The sequence below is a fragment of the Microbacterium alkaliflavum genome, assembly GCF_044325405.1.
GTDB lineage: Bacteria > Actinomycetota > Actinomycetes > Actinomycetales > Microbacteriaceae > Microbacterium > Microbacterium alkaliflavum.
Window position 1 is genome coordinate 14,251 of the sequence record NZ_JBIQWL010000004.1, and the last position, 19,447, is coordinate 33,697.

At 69.7% G+C, this 19,447-nt stretch carries 19 protein-coding genes; 13 read left to right on the forward strand and 6 right to left on the reverse strand.

Features of this window, described 5'->3' with window-relative positions; all coding sequences use genetic code 11:
- The first annotated feature begins 169 nt into the window (after window positions 1-169).
- Genes dnaK through ACH3VR_RS11950 form a run of 5 tightly spaced genes read left to right on the forward strand, consistent with a single transcriptional unit; the run spans window position 170 to window position 4,614 of the window.
- Window positions 170-2,038 (forward strand): molecular chaperone DnaK, encoded by a 1,869-nt coding sequence (dnaK, locus tag ACH3VR_RS11930; protein ID WP_397556530.1) that lies wholly within the window; start codon window positions 170-172, stop codon window positions 2,036-2,038.
- The gene (locus tag ACH3VR_RS11935) at window positions 2,038-2,655 is read left to right on the forward strand and encodes a nucleotide exchange factor GrpE (protein WP_397556531.1); all 618 of its coding nucleotides are present in this window, start codon (window positions 2,038-2,040) and stop codon (window positions 2,653-2,655) included. Before dnaK ends, ACH3VR_RS11935 begins: the two co-directional genes overlap by 1 nt.
- 10 nt (window positions 2,656-2,665) lie before the next feature.
- The gene (locus ACH3VR_RS11940) at window positions 2,666-3,664 is read left to right on the forward strand and encodes a DnaJ C-terminal domain-containing protein (protein WP_397556532.1); all 999 of its coding nucleotides are present in this window, start codon (window positions 2,666-2,668) and stop codon (window positions 3,662-3,664) included.
- Between the two features lie 9 nt (window positions 3,665-3,673).
- Window positions 3,674-4,156 (forward strand): heat shock protein transcriptional repressor HspR, encoded by a 483-nt coding sequence (locus tag ACH3VR_RS11945; RefSeq protein ID WP_397556533.1) that lies wholly within the window; start codon window positions 3,674-3,676, stop codon window positions 4,154-4,156.
- Window positions 4,157-4,197: 41 nt separating this feature from the next.
- On the forward strand, window positions 4,198-4,614 hold the full coding sequence (locus ACH3VR_RS11950; protein ID WP_397556534.1) for an MmcQ/YjbR family DNA-binding protein: 417 nt from the start codon (window positions 4,198-4,200) through the stop codon (window positions 4,612-4,614).
- Here ACH3VR_RS11950 and ACH3VR_RS11955 read toward each other — a convergent pair.
- A complete protein-coding gene (locus ACH3VR_RS11955; RefSeq protein ID WP_397556535.1) occupies window positions 4,611-6,026 on the reverse strand; it encodes a DUF2252 domain-containing protein in 1,416 nt (471 codons plus the stop codon). The two genes, ACH3VR_RS11950 and ACH3VR_RS11955, sit on opposite strands and share 4 nt — an antisense overlap.
- Before the next feature lie 109 nt (window positions 6,027-6,135).
- Here ACH3VR_RS11955 and ACH3VR_RS11960 point away from each other — a divergent pair, with 109 nt between their 5' ends.
- The 3 genes from ACH3VR_RS11960 to ACH3VR_RS11970 all read left to right on the forward strand — a co-directional run bounded on the left by ACH3VR_RS11960 (window position 6,136) and on the right by ACH3VR_RS11970 (window position 9,259).
- The gene (locus ACH3VR_RS11960; RefSeq protein ID WP_397556536.1) at window positions 6,136-6,882 is read left to right on the forward strand and encodes a potassium channel family protein; all 747 of its coding nucleotides are present in this window, start codon (window positions 6,136-6,138) and stop codon (window positions 6,880-6,882) included.
- Window positions 6,879-7,898: a hypothetical protein gene (locus ACH3VR_RS11965; protein ID WP_397556537.1), complete on the forward strand. Its 1,020-nt coding sequence runs from the start codon at window positions 6,879-6,881 to the stop codon at window positions 7,896-7,898. Before ACH3VR_RS11960 ends, ACH3VR_RS11965 begins: the two co-directional genes overlap by 4 nt.
- 62 nt (window positions 7,899-7,960) lie before the next feature.
- Window positions 7,961-9,259, forward strand: a complete 1,299-nt coding sequence (locus ACH3VR_RS11970) for an ion channel protein (protein ID WP_397556538.1) — start codon at window positions 7,961-7,963, stop codon at window positions 9,257-9,259.
- Here ACH3VR_RS11970 and ACH3VR_RS11975 read toward each other — a convergent pair.
- Complete coding sequence (locus ACH3VR_RS11975) at window positions 9,256-10,089, reverse strand: mechanosensitive ion channel family protein (RefSeq protein ID WP_397556539.1); 834 nt, start codon at window positions 10,087-10,089, stop codon at window positions 9,256-9,258. The two genes, ACH3VR_RS11970 and ACH3VR_RS11975, sit on opposite strands and share 4 nt — an antisense overlap.
- A gap of 70 nt (window positions 10,090-10,159) precedes the next feature.
- Between ACH3VR_RS11975 and ACH3VR_RS11980 the strand changes: the two genes are divergently transcribed.
- Window positions 10,160-11,263 (forward strand): AI-2E family transporter, encoded by a 1,104-nt coding sequence (locus ACH3VR_RS11980; RefSeq protein WP_397556540.1) that lies wholly within the window; start codon window positions 10,160-10,162, stop codon window positions 11,261-11,263.
- On the opposite strand, the gene ACH3VR_RS11985 is transcribed toward ACH3VR_RS11980, so the two are convergent.
- Together ACH3VR_RS11985 and cls are read right to left on the reverse strand one after the other, a co-directional pair.
- Window positions 11,260-11,859 (reverse strand): hypothetical protein, encoded by a 600-nt coding sequence (locus ACH3VR_RS11985; protein WP_397556541.1) that lies wholly within the window; start codon window positions 11,857-11,859, stop codon window positions 11,260-11,262. The two genes, ACH3VR_RS11980 and ACH3VR_RS11985, sit on opposite strands and share 4 nt — an antisense overlap.
- Window positions 11,860-11,923: 64 nt before the next feature.
- A complete protein-coding gene (cls, locus tag ACH3VR_RS11990) occupies window positions 11,924-13,387 on the reverse strand; it encodes a cardiolipin synthase (RefSeq protein WP_397556542.1) in 1,464 nt (487 codons plus the stop codon).
- Window positions 13,388-13,544: 157 nt separating this feature from the next.
- Here cls and ACH3VR_RS11995 point away from each other — a divergent pair, with 157 nt between their 5' ends.
- The 3 genes from ACH3VR_RS11995 to ACH3VR_RS12005 all read left to right on the forward strand — a co-directional run bounded on the left by ACH3VR_RS11995 (window position 13,545) and on the right by ACH3VR_RS12005 (window position 17,289).
- A complete protein-coding gene (locus ACH3VR_RS11995) occupies window positions 13,545-14,747 on the forward strand; it encodes an AI-2E family transporter (RefSeq protein WP_397556543.1) in 1,203 nt (400 codons plus the stop codon).
- 117 nt (window positions 14,748-14,864) lie between these two features.
- Window positions 14,865-16,091 carry a glycosyltransferase gene (locus ACH3VR_RS12000; RefSeq protein WP_397556544.1) on the forward strand — a complete coding sequence of 409 codons (1,227 nt, stop codon included), beginning with the start codon at window positions 14,865-14,867 and terminating at the stop codon, window positions 16,089-16,091.
- 7 nt (window positions 16,092-16,098) lie between these two features.
- Window positions 16,099-17,289 (forward strand): glycosyltransferase, encoded by a 1,191-nt coding sequence (locus ACH3VR_RS12005; protein WP_397556545.1) that lies wholly within the window; start codon window positions 16,099-16,101, stop codon window positions 17,287-17,289.
- Here the strand turns inward: ACH3VR_RS12005 and ACH3VR_RS12010 are convergent.
- Window positions 17,265-17,426 (reverse strand): hypothetical protein, encoded by a 162-nt coding sequence (locus ACH3VR_RS12010; RefSeq protein WP_397556546.1) that lies wholly within the window; start codon window positions 17,424-17,426, stop codon window positions 17,265-17,267. The genes ACH3VR_RS12005 and ACH3VR_RS12010 overlap by 25 nt on opposite strands.
- Window positions 17,427-17,522: 96 nt before the next feature.
- Here ACH3VR_RS12010 and ACH3VR_RS12015 point away from each other — a divergent pair, with 96 nt between their 5' ends.
- Window positions 17,523-18,518, forward strand: a complete 996-nt coding sequence (locus ACH3VR_RS12015; RefSeq protein ID WP_397556547.1) for a GlxA family transcriptional regulator — start codon at window positions 17,523-17,525, stop codon at window positions 18,516-18,518.
- Between the two features lie 51 nt (window positions 18,519-18,569).
- Here ACH3VR_RS12015 and ACH3VR_RS12020 read toward each other — a convergent pair whose 3' ends face one another.
- On the reverse strand, window positions 18,570-19,277 hold the full coding sequence (locus ACH3VR_RS12020) for a hypothetical protein (protein WP_397556548.1): 708 nt from the start codon (window positions 19,275-19,277) through the stop codon (window positions 18,570-18,572).
- Window positions 19,278-19,447: the final 170 nt, after the last annotated feature.

A 19,447-nucleotide genomic window follows, 5' to 3' on the forward strand; every position in this document is an offset into this window, starting at 1 on the left:
GCTACCCTTGAGTCATCGCGGCTCAACCCCTCGACAAGCTCGGGGACCACCACCTCGGCAAGCTCGGGGACCGCCACCTCGACAAGCTCAGGGATCACCGCCGCGAGTCAGACTTCCGCAAGACCCTGGGGTGCGGCATCCGCTCGCCCCGCAAGAAGGAGAGAAACACATGGCACGTGCTGTTGGAATCGACCTCGGTACGACCAACTCGGTCGTGAGCGTCCTCGAGGGCGGCGAGCCCAAGGTCATCGCGAACGCCGAGGGCTTCCGCACGACCCCGTCGGTCGTCGCGTTCACGAAGGACGGCGAGGTGCTCGTCGGCGAGACCGCCAAGCGCCAGGCCGTCACCAACGTCGACCGCACCGTCGCGTCGGTCAAGCGCCACATGGGCACCGACTGGAACTTCGGCGTGGACGGCAAGAAGTGGACGCCGCAGGAGATCTCCTCGCGCATCCTCCAGAAGCTCAAGCGCGACGCCGAGCAGTACCTGGGCGACACCGTGACGGATGCCGTCATCACCGTCCCCGCGTACTTCAACGACGCCGAGCGCCAGGCCACGAAGGAAGCCGGCGAGATCTCCGGTCTCAACGTGCTGCGCATCATCAACGAGCCCACGGCCGCCGCGCTCGCCTACGGCCTGGACAAGGGCAAGGAGGACGAGCTCATCCTCGTCTTCGACCTCGGTGGCGGAACGTTCGACGTCTCGCTCCTCGAGGTGGGCAAGGACGACGACTTCTCGACCATCCAGGTGCGCGCGACGGCCGGCGACAACCGCCTCGGCGGCGACGACTGGGACCAGCGCGTCGTCGACTACCTGATCAAGCAGTTCAAGGACCAGACCGGCGTCGACGTCTCGGGCGACAAGATCGCGCTGCAGCGCCTCAAGGAGGCCGCGGAGCAGGCGAAGAAGGAGCTCTCGTCCTCCACGAGCACGAGTGTCAACCTTCCCTACCTGTCGCTGACCGAGAACGGCCCCGTGTCGCTTTCCGAGACGCTCACGCGCGCCAAGTTCGAGGACCTCACGAAGGATCTCCTCGACCGCACCAAGAAGCCGTTCGAAGACGTCATCCGCGAGGCGAACATCAAGGTCGCCGACATCGACCACGTCGTGCTCGTCGGCGGATCGACCCGTATGCCCGCCGTGTCGGAGCTCGTCAAGCGCGAGGCCGGCAAGGAGCCCAACAAGGGCGTGAACCCGGACGAGGTCGTCGCCGTCGGCGCGGCCCTCCAGGCCGGCGTGCTGAAGGGCGAGCGCAAGGACGTCCTCCTCATCGACGTCACCCCGCTGAGCCTCGGCATCGAGACCAAGGGCGGCATCATGACGAAGCTCATCGAGCGCAACACCGCCATCCCGACCAAGCGCAGCGAGACCTTCACGACCGCCGACGACAGCCAGCCGTCGGTCGCGATCCAGGTGTTCCAGGGCGAGCGCGAGTTCACCCGCGACAACAAGCCGCTGGGCACGTTCGAGCTCACGGGCATCGCACCGGCTCCGCGCGGCATCCCGCAGATCGAGGTCACGTTCGACATCGACGCCAACGGCATCGTGCACGTGTCTGCGAAGGACAAGGGCACGGGCAAGGAGCAGTCGATGACGATCACCGGCGGCTCGTCGCTGCCCAAGGACGACATCGAGCGCATGGTGCGCGAGGCCGAGGAGCACGCCGCCGAGGACAAGAAGCGCCGCGAGGCCGCCGAGGTGCGCAACCAGGCCGAGACGCTCTCGTACTCGATCGACAAGCTCATCAAGGAGAACGAGGACAAGCTGCCGGCCGACGTGAAGGAGTCGGTCCAGGCCGACGTCGACGCGCTCAAGACGGCGCTCGCCGGTGATGACGACGACGCGGTCAAGTCCGCGTTCGACAAGCTCAACCAGAGCCAGCAGAAGCTCGGCGGAGCGATCTACGCGTCGTCGCAGGCCCAGCAGGCGGCTCAGGACGCTCCGGCCGACGGCCCCTCCGACGAGCGGTCGTCGACGAGCCCCGACGAGGACGTCGTCGACGCCGAGGTCGTGGACGACGAGGACGAGAAGAAGTAATGACCGACAAGGACTTCGAGAACCCTTCGACAGGCTCAGGGGGGGCCGAGGTCCCCGGTGACGAGGGGTCGGAGGCAGGCACCTCCGGCCCTGCGTCGCAGGGCGACGACGAGCTGACGATCGACGACATCCTCGGCACCGAGCAGAACGCCGACGCCGCGGCCGAGGACGCGAAGCTCGCCGACCTCGAGTCGGCGCTGCTCCTCGACCTCAAGCGCCTGCAGGCCGAGTACGCCAACTACCGCCGCCGCACCGAGGAGCAGCGCGAGCGCGAGATCGAGCGTGCGAAGGGCGAGGCGGTCAAGGGCCTGCTGCCCGTGCTCGACGACCTCGACCGCGCCGCCAAGCACGGCGACCTCGAGGAGGGCACACCCTTCGCGCAGATCGGCGAGAAGGTGCGCGGCGTCGCCGAGCGGCTCGGCGTCACGGCGTACGGTGAGGCAGGCGAGGTCTTCGACCCGCAGCACCACGAGGCCATCTTCCAGGCTCCCACGCCGGGCGTGGAGGTGCCGACGGTGCTCGAGGTCGTCGAGGTGGGCTACCGCCTCGGAACGGTCGAGCTGCGGCCGGCGAAGGTCGTGGTCGCCGTCCCTTCGACTGGCTCAGGGACCGATTAAGAGGACATCTATGGCCAGCCAGGACTGGTTCGACAAGGACTTCTACAAGGTCCTCGGCGTCGAGAAGGACGTCAGCGACGCTGACCTGAAGAAGACGTACCGCAAGCTCGCGCGTACGTATCACCCCGATTCCAATCAGGGGGATGCCGCCGCCGAGGCGAAGTTCAAGGAGATCTCCGAGGCCTACTCGGTGCTTTCCGACGCGGAGCAGCGCAAGGAGTACGACCAGATCCGCGCGATGGGCGCCGGGGGCGCCCGCTTCACGGCGGGCGGCCAGGGCGCCGGCGGCTTCGAGGACGTGTTCAGCATGTTCGGGCAGGGCCGCGGCGCCGGCGCACGGTACGACTCGGCCGACTTCGACGACATCTTCCAGATGTTCAACCAGCAGCAGGGCGGGCGCTTCGGGTCGGGCCGGTTCGGCCAGCCGACCGGCGGCTACCGCGGCTACGGCGGCCCCACGCGGGGCTCCGACGTCACCGCGCGCACGACGATCGACTTCGTCACGGCGACGAGGGGCGAGACCATCACGCTCCAGGGCGAGGACGGCAAGCCCTTCAAGGTGAAGATCCCGGCAGGCGTCGCCGACGGGCAGAAGATCCGGCTCCGCGGACGCGGACGACCGTCGCCGGACGGCGGCGAGACAGGAGACATCGTCGTGTCGGTCACGGTGCGCCCCCATCCCGTCTTCACGCGGCACGGCCTCGACCTGCGCCTCACGGTGCCGATCACGTACACGGAAGCCGTCTTCGGCGCGACCATCGAGGTGCCCACGCTCGGCGGCGACAGCGTCAAGCTGCGCGTCGCGCCGGGCACCCCGTCGGGGCGCGTGCTGCGCGTCAAGGGGCGCGGAGTCGAGTCGGCCAAGGGAACGGGCGACCTCCTCGCCGAGGTGCAGGTCGCGGTGCCCTCGCACCTCGACGACGCCGCGCGGGACGCCCTAGCGCGGTTCCGAGACCTCGAGCCCAAGGAGAACCCGCGCGCCGACCTCATGGCCAAAGCGCGCGGCTAGGAGACGAGCATGAGCCCCGACGAGCTGGACGAGGACACGCCGATCTTCGCGATCGCCGTCGCCGCCGAGCTCTCGGGCATGCACCCGCAGACGCTGCGGCAGTACGACCGGCTGGGCCTCGTCGTGCCCGCCCGCACGCAGGGCGGCTCGCGCCGCTACTCGCTGCGCCACGTGCAGCAGCTGCGCGAGGTCGCCCGCATGTCGGCCGATGGCATGGGCCTCCCGGCGATCGCCCGCATCCTGGAGCTCGAGGACCGCGTGCGCGAGCTGCACCTGCGCGTGCGCGACCTCGAGGACCGCGTCCGGATCGAGATGGAGCGCCGGCCGGGTGGCCGTGTCTTCGCAGCCGGCGCCACCGGCTCGGTCGTGACGCTCCGCCACGGAACCCGCGTCCGGAGGGCGACCGAGGTCGTGCTGTGGACCCCGCGTCAGAGCATCGAGGCGGCCGACGACGAGGGACAAGACGACCCGGCCGGGCCCGCGGCATCCTGAACACCGTCGCCTCTGCGGGAGCGCACAGGCACACTGGGTTCATGGCGACCCTCGATGACGTGCGCGCGATCGCGTTGAGCCTGCCCGAGACGGCAGAGGTCGTCGACGGCCATCGGAAGGCGCCCGGCTGGCGCACGCGCGACGGCCTGTTCGTGTGGGAGCGCGGTCCGAGCAAGGCCGATCTCACGAAGCTCGCGGCGCTCGGCAGGTCATGGCCCGACGGCCCCGTCGTCGGCGTGCGCACCGACGGGCTCGACGGCAAGGAGGCGCTCCTCGAGTCGTTCCCCGAGGAGTTCTTCACGATCCCGCACTTCGACGGCTATCCCGCCGTGCTCGTGCGGCTCGACGCGATCGATGCGGACTTCCTCCGCGAGGTCGTCACGGATGCGTGGCTCCTGAAGGCACCGAAAGCGGTCGCCAAGGAGTGGCTCGCCGCGCACCCCGCCGCCGAGTCCTAGCCCAGCGCGGTCGCCGCCGCGCGGGCCGCGGCCTCCCCGTCGACCTTGCCGGGATTGGCGGCGACGAACGCGTCGTAGTCCCCTTTGGACAGCGACGCGTAGGCGTAGGCCCACTCCAGGATCGCCTCACCGACGATCCGCCCGTTGCCGATGTAGCCTGCGACCTGCGCGGCGTTGGGCGACTGCGCATGCGCGCGGGCGAGCACGGCGCCGCACGTCTCGGCGTACTCCTTGAAGAGCGGGTCCTCGAGCTCGTCCATCTCGACGCCGCCCTTCATGTCGTTGAACTGGCGCACGTAGAAGTCGCCGGCGTACGCCCGCAGGTGGCCGAGGAAAGGATCGGAGACGGCCTGGAGGATGCGCTGCAGCGCCACGACGCGTCCGCCCTCGCCGTACGCCGCGAGGTAGTCGGCGACGGCCGGCGGCTGCTCGATGCCGCCGTATTGCTCGAGCACGCTGCGTCCCGCCTGCTTGCCCTGCAGGATGAGCGCGTTCGCGTCGCCGTCCTGGAGCAGCACGAGGGTGCAGAGCGTGCCGACGCTGCCGACCCCCACGACGCGGAGCGCGATGTCGGACAGCGTGTACTGCGAGAGCACGACGCGCACGTCGACGATCGCCGATTCCATGTACTTGCGCATGTTGTCGTGCAGGCGCGCCTCGATCTCGGGCGTCGTGTGCGTCATGGTCGGCGGACGCTCGACGAAGCGGAGCCGACCGTCGTCGCCGAGCGTCGTCAGCTTGCGGGCGGCGCGGTCGCCCGTGCGCTTCTCGGCTTCCTTGATGGCGGCGCGCATCGTGCGCTGCGATTCGGCGTCCATGGCAGAAAGGCCCGACTCCGCGTCGAAGTGCTCGAAGTAGCGCTTGACGGTGCTCCGTGAGGCATTGGCCGCCATCGATCGGGCGTACGTGCGAACGGCCGCGAGGGCGGCATCCTCGATGATCTCCCCGTCGCGCGAGGTCGCCTGCCCCGCGATGACGATGCTCGTCACGAGGCGCTTGACGTCCCACTCCCACGGCGCCCACGCCGACTCGTCGAAGTCGTTGAGGTCGAACATGAGGGTGCGCTGGCTCGAAGCGAAGAACCCGAAATTCGACACGTGCGCGTCGCCGCAGGACGCGACGAGGATGCCGCTGTGCGGGTCTCTCGCGAGGTCGGCGGCCTGGATGGCGGCGGTGCCGCGGTAGAAGGCGAAGGGGCTCGCCGACATGCGCTCGATGCGCAGCGGGATGAGCTCCTGCAGGCGCGCGGCATTCTGCTCGTCGAGGATGCCGAGCGGGTCCCGCTCGCCGACCGTGAGATGTGCGAGCGAGCTGCGCGGCGTCGCGACGCGTCCCTCCTTGCCCTCCGCCATCCGCTCGGCCACAGTGGACGGCCGTGTCCATTCCAGGGAAGACTCGCGCACCTCGGTCATGGGCACATCATGCCACCGGCCTCGGGCCGCCGCGACGGCGTCATGCACGGCGGGTGAGTGCCCGGCGATGCGCCGCCGGGCACGGCCGCCTCCGTTTTAGAGTTCGACCATGCCGCGCGGACCGGAAGCTGTCAGGAAGTGGGAGGAGATCACCTACTGGCCGCTCATCATCGCGTCGCTTCTGTGGCTCATCGCCTACTCGTGGAAGTCGATCACCGACGCGCAGGGCGAGCTTGCGGTGGTGCTGTGGACGATCATCGGGCTCACTTACGTCGTCTTCGTCGTCGACTACGTCGTGCGGCTGTTCCTCGCGAAGCCCCGCGGCGTATGGTTCCGCGGGCACCTGCTCGACCTCGCGATCGTCGCGATCCCCATGCTGCGCGCGCTCCGGCTGCTCCGCGCCATCACCTCCATGACGTTCGGCAGGCACTCCGCGGGAACCGTGCTGCGCAGCCGGATCGCGATCTACGGCGCCGGCGCCTCGCTCCTTGTCATCTACCTGTGCGCCCTTGCGGTGCTCGACGTCGAGCGCGGCGCCCCCGGCGCCAACATCGAGAACTTCGGGGACGCCATCTGGTGGGCGTTCGTGACCGTCGCCACCGTCGGCTACGGCGACTACTACCCCGTCACGGCGCTCGGGCGCATCTGGGCCGTCGGACTCATGGCAGGCGGCATCGCTATCGTCGGCACCGTGACGGCGACGGTCTCGTCCTACGTCATCGAGAAGGCCGCCGCCGGCCGCGACGACGACGAGCCGGCGACGCGCGGGCAGGTCCGCGGGCTCGCGCAGGAGATGACCGAGCTGAGCGGGTACCTGAAAGCCGCCAAGTCCGGAGAAGGAACCGACGCGAAATGACACCCGAACCCCTCGCCGCCCCTCCGCGTGAGCGCACGCTCGAGTCGATCTCGCTCGCGATCGGCGCGGGGTCCTTCATCCTCGTGGCGCTCGCCGCGGTCATCACCTTCCGATTCGGTCCGGCACCCATCGCCGGCCCGGACTCCGTGGGCCAGTTCTCGGCCGTCTCGTCGGCCGTCGTCGCGATCCTCGCGTTCGTCGGGGGCCGGCTCGTCGCCCGGCGCGAGCGCTACGGCATCCTCGACGTCGTCGATCTCGCCGCGCTGGCGTTCGCGCACGCCGTCATCGCCCTCCTCAGCTGGACCCTCGTCTCGGTCATCTTCGAGCAGGCCTTCATCGGCGCCGAGGTGTTCCCGATCGCCGTCATCCTGCTGTCGGGTGCGGTCGCTTCGGTGACCGGCTACGTCGCCTTCTTCTCGGGCACCCACATGGACCTGCAGCTGCTCGCCATAGTGCTCGCGACCTTCCTCGTCGAAGGAATCGTCGCGAGCATGCTGACCGCGACCGATCCGCTGTGGTGGCAGGAGCACCTCAGCTCGCTCGGCGTCACCGGCGACTTCTCATCGCTGGCGTTCAACCTCACGCTCATCGTCGCGGGCATCATCGTGACGACGCTCGCACGCGCCGCAACGATGGGAATCCCCACGACGAACCCGAACGGCATCGCGCGCGTGCGGCTGTCGCTCATCCTGGTCGGCGTCTTCCTCGCCTTCGTCGGGGTGTTCCCCGTCGACGACTGGTTCTGGATCCACACCGCCTTCGCATCCGGCATGGCCGTCGTCTACGCCGTGCTCGTCATCCGCCTCCCCGTCTGGATTCCCGGCATGGCGCGCTTCTTCATCTATCTCGGCTGGGTGTTCCTCGCTGTCGTCGTCGCCCTCGGCGTGTTCTACGCGATCGGCTACTACACCCTGACCGCGGTCGAACTCGTCGCCGGCACGCTCGTGTTCACGTGGATCATCCTCTTCATCCGCAGCGCGGCCGCCCTGCAGGAAGACCTCCGCCGCGAGGAATGAGGGATGCCGCGCCCGAGGCCGCTTCTCGGGCAGGATGAGTCCTGACTCGGAGGAGACAGCCCATGAGCGAGACCACCACCGCGAGCCCCGGCATCCGCACACTGCTGCTGATGTCGGTGCCGGCCATTCTGATCGGCGTCGGCTCCGCCGTCGTGCTGAGGCTGCTCGACCTCGTGTCGGACGAGCTCATGCACTTCATCTGGGACTACGTGCCGGGCCTGTTCGGCGCGAGCGAGGAGACCCCGTGGTGGATCTTCCTCGTCCTCACTCTCACGGGTGCCGCCGTCGGCGCCATCGTCTGGCTCGTGCCCGGTCACGGCGGGCCCGACTCGGCGACGACCGAGCTGGGCGGCACGCCCCCGAAGCTCGGGGCCGTGCCCACGATCCTCCTCGTCTCGATACTCGGCCTCGCCGGCGGCGTGAGCCTCGGTCCCGAGAACCCCACGATCGCCGTCAACTCGGCGCTCGCGGTCGCGGTCTTCGGCCGGCTCTCGATCAAGATCCCGCCCGCACTGCTGGCGATGCTGGCCATCTCGGGCACGATCGGCGCCCTGTTCGGCACACCCGTCGCGGCCGCACTCGTGTTCACAGGCATGGTCGGCGCGACGGCGCTGCCGGGCTCGCTGTGGGACAAGCTCTTCCTGCCGCTCGCTGCGGCCGGCGCCGGCTCGGTCACGATGCTCCTCCTCGGCGGCGAGTCGATCTCGTTCACCCTCGAGCCGATGGGCGCGATCCAGCCGGTCTACCTCCTGCAGGGCTTCCTCGTCGCCGCGGTCTCGGCTGTGCTCGGCGTCATCGCCGCGTTCGTCTTCCCCTATATCCACCGCGTGTTCCACGCCCTGCGCAACCCGATCATCTTCACGACGATCGGCGGCATGATCCTCGGCGTGCTCGGCATCATCGGCGGCCCGATCACACTGTTCAAGGGTCTCCAGCAGACCGGCGAGCTGCTCGAGAACCCGGGGGCCTACGACGCCGGTCAGCTGGCGCTGTTCACGGGCGTGAAGCTCGTCGCGCTGCTCATCGCGGCGAGCGCCGGCTTCCGCGGCGGCCGCATCTTCCCGGCCGTGTTCATCGGCACGGCCTTCGGCCTCCTCGCCTACGCGCTGTTCCCCGGCATCCCGATCTCGCTCGCCGTCGCGTGCGGCGTCATGGGTATCACCCTCGCCGCCACGAAGGACGGCTGGATCGGCATCTTCGTCGGCATCGCGCTGTGCGGCGACATCACGGTGCTGCCGCTCCTGTGCCTCATCATCCTGCCCGTGTGGCTCATCGTCACGAAGGCTCCCGAGCTCACCGTGCACCCCGCTGAACCCGAGGCGACCGCGCCGGCGAAGCCGGTCAAGCCCGCGAAGGCCTAGACGCTGTCGGACGGCACGAGCGGCGGCAGTCCGGGATCGCTCGTGACGGTGCCGTCGGCGCCTGCGCCCGCGAGCGCTGTCGACACGGCGCGTACGACTCCGCCGACGACCGTGAGTCCGTCGGCCGGCGCGTGCCAGAACAGCACACGCGCCGTGAGGCGCTCGGGCGAGATGGAGACGGCGATCGTGCGGGCCGGCTGCTCCGCCGAGACGCCGGGGACGGATGCCGCCGCCGCCGCGAGCCGCGCGAGGAGGTCGTCGACCCCTGCGCCGGCGCGCTCCGCGCGCACCTGCACCTCACTGCGGCGCAGGCCCCGCGTCGAGTGGTTGACGATGGGCTCGGCGACCATCTTGGCGTTGGGCACGTGGACGGTGCGCCCGTCGTAGGTCTCCAGCACGACCGTGCGGGAGTTGAGATCGGTCACGACGCCCGTGATCGGCTTGCCGTCGACGCCCTCGACCTGCACCTCGTCGCCGAGCACGACGGGCCGGCTCGCCTGGATGAGCACGCCGGCTGCGAAGTTGTCGGCGACGCCCCGCAGCACGAGCACCGCGACGACGGCGAGCACGACGGCGATCGCGAGCAGCGGCTGCATGTTGACACCGAGCACCGCGAGGGCGACGCCGACCGACAGAAGCACGATCGTGTACGAGACGAACCGGCCGATGAAGGTCGAGACGAGCTCCGAGACGCTGGGGGCCCGGCGCAGCAGCGAGACGGTCGCCTTTCGCGCCAGGCGGGAGAGCACCCACCCGGCGATGACCACGACGACGGCGACGAGCACCTGCCACCACTCGACGGTCGTCGGCAGGAGCGTGCTGAGATCCACGCGCTCACGATAGCGATGCCCCTGCGCGTGCCCGCGGCACCGCGCGGCAGCGCGCCGATAGCCTGGCGCCGTGAAGGGATCCCGACCGCAGCAGCCCGCTTCCGCCTCGCCTGCCGCGGTCCCCGTGCTCTCCCCGACGCTGCGAACACTCGTCGGACTCGCCGCGGCCGTCGTCGCCCTGGCCGGGGTGTCGTACGCGCGCGAGCTCGTCGGCCCGCTCGCGCTCGCCGCAGTCATCGTCATCATCTGCCATCCCGTGCGGTTCCCGCTCGAGCGACGGGGGTGGCCGAGGTGGCTCGCGACGACGATGGTCATCGTCGTCGCATACCTGATCCTCGCCGTCATGGCGTTGCTGCTCTTCTTCGCCGGCGTGCAGTTCGCGCAGCTCGTCGCCGACTACGCCGACGAGCTGCGTGCCTCGGCGCAGGGCTTCCTGCAGTGGCTCCAGTCGATCGGGCTCGACCAGCAGGCGGCCGATGCCGGGGCGTCGGTGCTCAAGCCCGAGAACGTGCTCTCCTTCGCGACGTCGCTCGGCGGGCAGGTGCTCGGCGTGCTGACGGCGTTCTTCTTCGTGCTGGCGTACGTCATCTTCATGGCGGCCGACGGCGCGCGGTACACGAAGGCCGAGGCATCCTTCGGCGCCGCCGTGCGCCCGACGATCCGCCGCGTGCAGATCTTCAACTCCGGTGTGCGCCGGTACTACGTCGTCAACGCGACGTTCGGGGCGATCGTCGCGATCATCGACGGCCTCGCGCTGTGGGCACTCGGCGTGCCGGCGCCCGCCGTGTGGGCGATCCTCGCGTTCGTCACGAACTTCATCCCCAACATCGGATTCGTGCTGGGTCTCATCCCGCCCGCCGTCCTCGCCCTCGTCGTCGGCGGATGGCCGCTCGCGCTCGCGGTCGTCGCGATCTACTGCGTCGTCAACGTGACGCTGCAGGTGCTCGTCCAGCCGAAGTTCGTGAGCGACGCCGTGAGCCTGAGCCTCACGCTGAGCTTCTTCGCCGTCATCTTCTGGACGTTCATCATCGGACCGCTCGGTGCGATCCTGTCGATCCCGCTGACGCTTCTCGTGCGCGCGCTCGTGCTCGAGGGCGATCCGGGGTCGCGGTGGCTGCGCTGGCTTTCGGGGGACCGGGATGCCGCGCCCCTGCCGGCCGCGGAGCCGGATTAGGGCCGGGGAGGCTCGATCCGCAGCACGGTCGGCGACTCGCCGAGCGTCAGGTCGTCGACGACGCGGAGCGTGCGGGCGAGGTCGTCGATGCTGCCCATGACGGTGCCGAATCGCTCCCGGTCGGAGCAGACGGCGGTCACCGTGACGAAGTGCGTGCCGGTGTCCCACGTGTAGGTCGCGAAGGGAGGTGTCTTCTCGTCGCGGGGGAGGTCCATCGCGAGCTTCTCGCCCGTGCCGAGGTGCGGATTGCGGAAATCCTCGGTGTCGTCGTACTCCATCGGCATCATGGCCCGCGCCGTGCGCAGCTGCGCCGTCGCCTCCTGCACCTGCGCCATGACGACGACGAGGTCGGGATCGGCCTTCCACACCCACACCAGCACACGCCCGCCGGCCCGGCGCATGAGGAACGGCGCGGCCTGGCTCATGCTCCACGCGAGAAAGCCGCTGCCCGGCCGCTCGCTCGCGCCGAGCGCGCGATTGGCTTGGGTCAGCAGCATCCTGATCGCGATCTTGCGGTGCCGGCGGCCGCGGAGGCCGATCGATTCGGTGATGGGCACCCAGAGCGTCGGGTCGGCGTCAGCCTGAAGTCGGGGCATGACTCCAGGGTAGGCGGGGCTCCCTGTGCCTCGGTTGAGCGCCGATGTCAGTTGAGCGCGGACGTCAGTTGAGCGCCGACGTCAGGCGGGCGACGCCGTCGTAGAAGGTCGCGCTGCGCGGCTCGCGGCGCCACTCCTCGAGCGTGAGCTCGCGGCCCGCCTGCCGGTAGCCCTCCTCGACCTCGCGCATGCCCGCGGTGAACGACGCGCCGCGCACGAGCACCGACACCTCCGCGTTGAGGCTGAACGAGCGGATGTCCATGTTGCTCGACCCGATCACCGCGATGTCGTCGTCGATCGAGAAGTGCTTCGAGTGGAGGATGAACGGCGCCGGGTAGAGGAAGATCCGCACCCCGGCCTCGAGCAGCACACCGTAGTACGAGCGCTGTGCGTGCCACACGAGCCACTGGTCGCCGATCTCCGACACGAACAGCTGCACCTCCACGCCGCGCTCGCACGCCGACGTGATGGCGTACACCATCGCCTCGTCAGGCACGAAGTACGGGCTCGTGATGATGATCTTCTCGGTCGCGCCGTACAGGAGCGCGAGGAACAGCCGCAGGTTGTTCTCGGTCGAGTACGTCGGCCCGCTCGGGATGACCTGGCAGACGAGGTCGCCCTTGGCGGGGATCGTCTCGACGGCGACGTACTCGTCCGCGAGCATCTGACCCGTCTCGATCGCCCAGTCGGAGAGGAAGACGACATTGAGGGCGGATCCCGCGGGCCCGTCGACGCGCGTCACGAGCTCCTGCCACTTGAGGCCGCGCTTCTGGTTCTTGGGGGAGTCGTAGGTGCGATCGATGAGGTTCTGCGAGCCGGTGAACGCGACGGTCCCGTCGACGACGACGATCTTGCGGTGGTTGCGCAGGTCGGGGCGCTGGTACTTGCCCTTGAAGGGCTGGACAGGCAGCATCCACGCCCACTCGACGCCGATGCGGTCGAGCTCCGCCGTCATCTCCTTCGAGTTCGGCACCTTGCGCGTCGCGATGTAGTCGGCGAGCAGGCGCACCTTGACGCCGCGCTTGACGGCGTTCTCCATCGCCGTGAAGAAGGGGCGGGTCGTGTCGTCGAAGCCGATGATGAAGAACTCGACGTGCACGTACCGCTGCGCCTTGTCGACCTCGGCGGCCATGTCGAGGATCGACCCGTTGTAGTCGCCGTTGAGCGTCATCGCGTTGCCGTGGAGCGCCGGGATGCCGGTGAGCGTCTCGGCCTGCTCCAGGATGCGCTGGAACCACCGTGGTTCGTCGGTGTGCGGCGTTTCGAGCTTCGCCAGGGCGACGCGCTCGCGGATGCGCGCGTCGATGCGGGCCTGCTCCTCGACGCGCTTCTTCGGCAGCTTGATGCTGCCGATGAGCAGGAACAGGATGATGCCGAGATAGGGCAGCAGGAAGATCGCGAGCAGCCACGCCATGGCTGCTGTGGGCTTGCGCCGCTTCGGGAGGATCAGAAGAGCAGCGACGATGATCGCGAGGTTGAGCACGACCCCCGCGATCCAGGCGAGGTTCGCACCGAGCACGGAGTCCATGGCGAGAGTCTCCCGACGTTACGGGCGAGGATGCGGTTCCCCCCGCCGCTGTCCTGGAACGCTACCGCGCGGGCGGGGAATCGCGCTCACCCGGGCCGGGTGAGGGGGATGGCGCGCCCCACCGTCACCCGCTGGGGCTGAGTCCTAGAGTGGCGCCATGAGCGATACGCCTGTCTCGCCCGGCGCGCCCGCGCCGGCCTCGGTCGACCCGGTCGACCCGGGCGACCCGGTCGCGCCGGCCTCGGTCGACCCGGTCGCGGCGATCCTCCCCGAGGTCCCCGCGCACATCGACACCGGATTCCGCGCGCGCGTCCTCGCCGTCATCGACCGTCCGCTCGTCGCCGGATTCGCGGCGACCCTCGGCGTGCTCGCCGCCCTCGTGCTCGGCAGTGCGATCTTCTCGATCTCGACGATCCTCGCCTACATCGTGCTGGCGCTGTTCCTCTCGCTCGGCCTCGACCCGATCGTGCGCATGCTCGAGCGGCACAACGTCAAGCGCGGCGCCGGCATCGGCATCGTGTTCGGCGCCTTCGCGCTCCTGATGGTCGCCTTCCTCGTGTTCGTCCTCCCGCCCGTCATCGCGCAGATCGGGCAGTTCTTCGAGGCGCTTCCGAAGGCGATCGACGAGATCCCGCAGTCGGAGTGGTTCCTGAGCCTTCCCGCCGAGTGGCAGGCGGGCCTGGGCACGGCGCTCGACCAGCTCGCCGCGACCATCGCGGCACCGGGCTTCCTCGCCGCGGTCGGCGGCGGCGTGCTGCACGTCGCCGCAGGCATCGTCGGTGCGATCTCGGGCGGCTTCATCGTCGTCGCCCTGACGCTCTACTTCCTCGCCTCGCTCGGTGCCATGAAGGGCGCGCTGTATTCGCTCGCTCCCGCCCGCAACCGGCCGAAGCTCACCGACATGACCGAGCGCATCACCGACTCGGTCGGCAGCGCCCTCATCGGCTCCGTGACGCTCTCGTCGCTCAACGCGGCGGTCGTCTTCGTGCTGCACCTCGTGATCGGGCTGCCGTTCCCGGCACTCATGGCGGTCATCGCGTTCGTCATCACGCTCATCCCGCTCTTCGGCTCGGTGATCTTCTGGATCCTGGCGTCGGTCATCGCGCTGTTCTCGAGCCCGCAGCAGGCGCTGATCTTCTTCATCGCGTACCTCGTCTACATCCAGATCGAGTCGTACGTCGTGAGCCCCCGCGTCATGAACAAGGCGATCTCGATCCCGGCGGCGCTCGTGCTGATCGCGGCGATGGTCGGCGGCACCCTCATGGGCGTGCTCGGCGTGCTCATCGCGCTGCCGATCACGGCATCCATCCTCCTGATCATCCGCGAGGTCGTCGTGCCCAAGCAGGACCTCAAGGTCTAGCCGCGCTGCGCCCGTGCGGCGCGGTCTCGAGGACCGCCCGGGCCGCTCGGGTAGAGTGGGGGCTCGCGCCTGTGCAAACACGGGCGCGCGCCGCAGAGATAGGCAGCCACCCATCCCGTGACTTCCCCCGCGACTCCCGAAGACCCCGCTGAGCCCGCCGACACCGGTGCGCCCGCCGAGCGGTTGACCATCCTGATCGGGGCCGACACGTTCGCGCCCGACGTGAACGGCGCCGCCCGGTTCGCCGAGCGCCTCGCCGCCGGCCTCGTCGCCCGTGGGCACGATGTGCACGTCGCGGCCCCCAGCGAGAAGCACTCCAAGCACGGCACGTTCCGTGAGGTCATCGAGGGCGAGGAGATGACGGTGCACCGGCTGCCGTCATGGCGCTGGTACCCGCACGACTGGCTGCGCTTCGTCATGCCATTCCGGTCGAAGTACTACGCGCGTCGCGTGCTCGCCGAGGTCAAGCCCGACGTCGTGCACATCCAGTCGCACATCATCATCGGCCGCGGTCTCACCCGCATCGCCCGGCAGCGCGACATCCCGGTGGTCGCGACCAACCACGTCATGGCCGAGAACGTCCTCGACTTCACCGTGCTGCCGGCATCCTGGACCCGCTATGCCATCAAGCTCGCGTGGGACGACGCCAAGCGCACGTTCGACATGACGCGCGCCGTCACGACGCCGACGCGCAAGGCCGCCGAGTTCCTCGAGAAGACGATCGCGGTCCAGAACGTCATCGCTGTCAGCTGCGGCATCGACCGGTCGAACTACACGCCCGACCTCACGCCGCGCGACGCCAACCGCATCCTGTTCGTCGGCCGCCTCACGACTGAGAAGCGCATCGACGAGGTGCTGCGCGCGATCACCAAGCTCGACCCCGCGCTCGACGTGCACTTCGACATCGTCGGCGGCGGCGACCAGCGCCGGAACCTCGAACTGCTCACGCACCAGCTCGGACTCGAGCCTCGCGTGACCTTCCACGGGCACACGTCGGAGGAGGAGCTGCGCGCGCTGTACTCGCGCGCGAGCCTGTTCGCCATCGCATCGATCGCCGAGCTGCAGTCGATCGCCACGATGGAGGCGATGGCGTCGGGCCTGCCGATCGTCGCGGCGAACGCCGTCGCCCTGCCGCACCTCGTGCAGGACGGCGAGAACGGCTACCTGTTCGAGCCGGGCAACGTCGACGAGCTGGCCGCCCGCCTCACCGATGTGCTCACGGCCTCACCGGAGGAGCGCCTGCGCATGCAGCAGGCGTCACTCGACGGCGTGAAGGTGCATGACATCCACCGCACGCTCGACACGTTCGAGGCGCTTTACCGCGACGAACCGATCCCCGAGTAGGCCGATCGTGCACGTCGTGATGTTCGGCGACCAGCACGTCGAGTCGCTGGGCGGTGCCCAGGTGTCGATGCGCCTGCAGCGCCGGTTCCTCGAGCGTGCCGGCCACACCGTGACGGTCGTCGCGCCCGCCATGCACGGGCGGGCGCCGGTTGCGGATGCCGCGTACCTGGACATGCCGTCGATCCCCATCACCGTCGACCGGGAGTACTCGCTCACGTGGCCGGGTCGTCGCACCGACAGCTGGGTGGATGCCGCGCTCCGCGGCCGTCCGCCCGTCGACGTCGTGCACGTGCAGGCCGACTTCTGGGGTGCCTACATCGGGCACCGGTACGCTGCGCGCCACGGCATCCCGGTCGTCCACACGATGCACAATCGCGTCGATGTCGGCATCGAGGCGACGACACCGATCCCGAAGACCGTGCTGCGCGTGCTCAACGCGTGGGAGCGACGTTCACTCGGATCGGCCGCCCCCGGCCGCGACGGCTGGGCCTACCTGCGCCGGCTCGCGGCGCCGAGCGCGGCTGTGACGGCCCCCTCCACGCACTTCGCCCGGCGGCTCGAGCAGCACGGCGTGGTCCCACGCGGTGCGGGCGGCGTCGACGTCGTCTGGAACGGCATCGACGACGACGTGCTCGACGCGGCGCTCGCCGCGGACGCGGATCGGCCGTCAGGACCTCCGCGCTTCGTGTGGCTGGGGCGCATGAGCCCCGAGAAGCGCCTGCTGCCCTTTCTCGAGGCGGTCGCCGAGTCCGGCGTGCGGGCCGAGCTCGAGATCATCGGCGGCGGCGGTCAGCTCGCCGCTGCGCGGCGCATCGTCGAGAAGCGTCATCCGGCGGCCTCGGTCGTCTTCGCGGGGCGCCTGCCGTATGTCGAGACGCTGCGGCGCATCCGCGCGGCCGACGCCGTCGTGCAGACCTCCATCGGCTTCGAGACGCAGGGCATGACCGTGTTCGAGGCCGCCGCGCTCGGCACGCCGTCGATCGTGAGCGACCCCGATATCGCTGCCGAGCTCGGCTCGGGGCACTGGTCGCCCTCCGGCAGCTCGACGGCGGCGCTCGCCGCGGTGCTGCGCCGGGCCGCCGCCGACATCGAGGCGGGCGCCGCGCCGGCGCCCGACGCGTCGATCCGCGAGCGGTTCCGCCAGTCGTCGCGGACAGCGGCGATGGTCGAGGTCTACGAGCGCGTGCTGGCGGGCTGAGTGTGCGGCCGGACCGGCCGGTCCGGGACGCGCGACCAATCGGTCGGGATGCGACGGTAGCCGTCCGTGCGGAGGGCGGCGATCGTCGAGGCGATCGCGAGGATCGCGAGGGCTGCGAGAAGAATCACCATGAACATGGCAGAAACGCTACGCTTGCGCCCTGACTGCCACGAGTGGCAGGATGGCCACGAAGCGTAGGAAATCTGCCACCCTGCGCCAGATCAGGAGGCGTCATGAAAACCGTCGCGGTCATCGTGCAGGAGGGGTTCGCCCCCTTCGAGTTCGGCCTCGCGTGCGAGGCCTTCGGGCTCGACCGGTCGGATGACGGCATCCCGAATTTCGACTTCCGCATCGTGACGCCCGAGCCCGGCGCGATCCGGTCGAACATCGGCTTCTCGATCAACATCCCCGACGACCTCGCGTTCGCCGACGACGCCGACCTGGTCGTCGTGACGCCCGTGCCCCGGCGCACGTGGAACTGCATCGACGTGCGGGTCGCGGGGGTGGTGCGCCGCGCTGCCGAGCGGGGCGCGTGGGTGCTGAGCGTGTGCAGCGGCTCGTTCGTCGTCGCCGCGTCCGGCGTGCTCGACGGCAAGCGCGCGACGACCCACTGGATGTACGCCGACACGATGGTGCAGATGTATCCCGACATCGAGGTCGACCCCGACGTGCTCTACGTGCAGTCCGGCCGCATCATCACGAGCGCCGGCACGGCGGCGGGTCTCGATGCGTGCCTGCACCTGCTGCGTCAGGAGCTGGGCGCCGAGCTCACCAACAAGATCGCCCGGCGCATGGTCGTGCCGCCGCAGCGCGACGGCGGGCAGGCGCAGTTCATCGACAAGCCGCTGCCCGAGGTGCAGAGCCTCTCGCTCGCACCCGTGACCGACTGGATGCTGGAGAACATCCGCCTCGAGCTCACCGTCGACCAGCTCGCGGCGAAGGCGCACATGTCGCCGCGCACATTCGCACGCCGGTTCAAGGCCGACTTCGGCGCGACGCCGGCGGCGTGGCTCGCGCGTCAGCGCATCATCCACGCGCAGCGCCTGCTCGAGAAGACCGACCTGGGCCTGGATCGCATCGCGTACGAGAGCGGCTTCGGATCGGCCGCCGTGCTGCGGCAGAACTTCTCCCGCGTGCTCGATGTGACCCCGACCGCCTACCGGGCGCGCTTCGCCTGCCACGACGAGTCGATGGAGTCGGTTGCGCCGGTGCTGGAGATCGTCGCCTGACCGATCTCCGGTCTCCGAGCTCCCCTTCCGGCCCCCGAGCTTGTCGAGGGGTCAGGTCCAGCGCGGCCCGGCGATCGCGCGCGGATCCTTGCGCGTGTAGGAGCTGACGAAGAAGCCGCGGATGGGACCGCAGTCGACATTCGACGAGATCGTCGTGGCGTCGGCCGGATGCGACGTGTCGAGCGTGATCGTGATGTCGTCGCGGTCGGGCTGGTTCGGATCGTAGACGCGCACCTTCGCCACCCGATTGCGGCGCGAGCAGCCGTATGCCACCACTTGATGGCACTTGCCGAGGGCGGCCGGGTCGAGCGAGTGCACCGTCACGAGGCCGAGGTTCGCGGGCCGGCCCGCGTCGATCTCTCGCGTGATCTTCGGGAGCTGGTCGAGGATGGTCCGGCTCGCGACCCCACGCCACACGATGGGCGGGAAGCCGGTGTCGGCGTCGGGCGTGTTCGCCCAGCTGTAGTACTTCAAGACGCCGAGCGGGAGGTCGAAGCTCTCGACGAGCCGCGCCGAGATGTAGCGGAACAGCGGGCTGTCCTCGCCGGGCGGCGTCGTGTCGGAGGGTGGGCGTCGCTTCGCGAGGTACAGATCGGATGCCGTGAACGCCATCCCGCCGCACAGGCCGTTGCCGGCGTCGCCGAAGCGGAGCCGTCCGACCGGCGCGACGTCGGCCACGAAGCCGGGTGCGCCGTGCGGCCAGGCGTTGGGAAAGTGCAGTCCCTGCGTCGAGGCGAGGAAGCGGTCAAGTACAGGCATGTCGGACTCCACTGCTCGTGCCGAGTGTTGCACTGCAGGAGCGCGACCGGAAGCGCCTGATACACCCCGGAGGCGTTGCCCGTTCTCCTGTCCATAGCCCGTGCTGTGACCGAGAGCCCACGATCTGACCCGTGCACAGCGCGGGCTTTCGGCGAGAGCACGGGCTATGG

What these genes read in the sequence shown, in the direction of transcription:
- ACH3VR_RS11945 (WP_397556533.1), top strand. Translation starts at nt 3,674, where the DNA reads ATGAGCCCCGACGAGCTGGACGAGGACACGCCGATCTTCGCGATCGCC.
- ACH3VR_RS11950 (WP_397556534.1), top strand. Translation starts at nt 4,198, where the DNA reads ATGGCGACCCTCGATGACGTGCGCGCGATCGCGTTGAGCCTGCCCGAG.
- ACH3VR_RS11935 (WP_397556531.1), top strand. Translation starts at nt 2,038, where the DNA reads ATGACCGACAAGGACTTCGAGAACCCTTCGACAGGCTCAGGGGGGGCC.
- ACH3VR_RS11965 (WP_397556537.1), top strand. Translation starts at nt 6,879, where the DNA reads ATGACACCCGAACCCCTCGCCGCCCCTCCGCGTGAGCGCACGCTCGAG.
- cls (WP_397556542.1), bottom strand. Translation starts at nt 13,387, where the DNA reads ATGGACTCCGTGCTCGGTGCGAACCTCGCCTGGATCGCGGGGGTCGTG.
- ACH3VR_RS11995 (WP_397556543.1), top strand. Translation starts at nt 13,545, where the DNA reads ATGAGCGATACGCCTGTCTCGCCCGGCGCGCCCGCGCCGGCCTCGGTC.
- dnaK (WP_397556530.1), top strand. Translation starts at nt 170, where the DNA reads ATGGCACGTGCTGTTGGAATCGACCTCGGTACGACCAACTCGGTCGTG.
- ACH3VR_RS12020 (WP_397556548.1), bottom strand. Translation starts at nt 19,277, where the DNA reads ATGCCTGTACTTGACCGCTTCCTCGCCTCGACGCAGGGACTGCACTTT.
- ACH3VR_RS11940 (WP_397556532.1), top strand. Translation starts at nt 2,666, where the DNA reads ATGGCCAGCCAGGACTGGTTCGACAAGGACTTCTACAAGGTCCTCGGC.
- ACH3VR_RS12010 (WP_397556546.1), bottom strand. Translation starts at nt 17,426, where the DNA reads ATGTTCATGGTGATTCTTCTCGCAGCCCTCGCGATCCTCGCGATCGCC.
- ACH3VR_RS11960 (WP_397556536.1), top strand. Translation starts at nt 6,136, where the DNA reads ATGCCGCGCGGACCGGAAGCTGTCAGGAAGTGGGAGGAGATCACCTAC.
- ACH3VR_RS12015 (WP_397556547.1), top strand. Translation starts at nt 17,523, where the DNA reads ATGAAAACCGTCGCGGTCATCGTGCAGGAGGGGTTCGCCCCCTTCGAG.
- ACH3VR_RS11970 (WP_397556538.1), top strand. Translation starts at nt 7,961, where the DNA reads ATGAGCGAGACCACCACCGCGAGCCCCGGCATCCGCACACTGCTGCTG.
- ACH3VR_RS11955 (WP_397556535.1), bottom strand. Translation starts at nt 6,026, where the DNA reads ATGACCGAGGTGCGCGAGTCTTCCCTGGAATGGACACGGCCGTCCACT.
- ACH3VR_RS11985 (WP_397556541.1), bottom strand. Translation starts at nt 11,859, where the DNA reads ATGCCCCGACTTCAGGCTGACGCCGACCCGACGCTCTGGGTGCCCATC.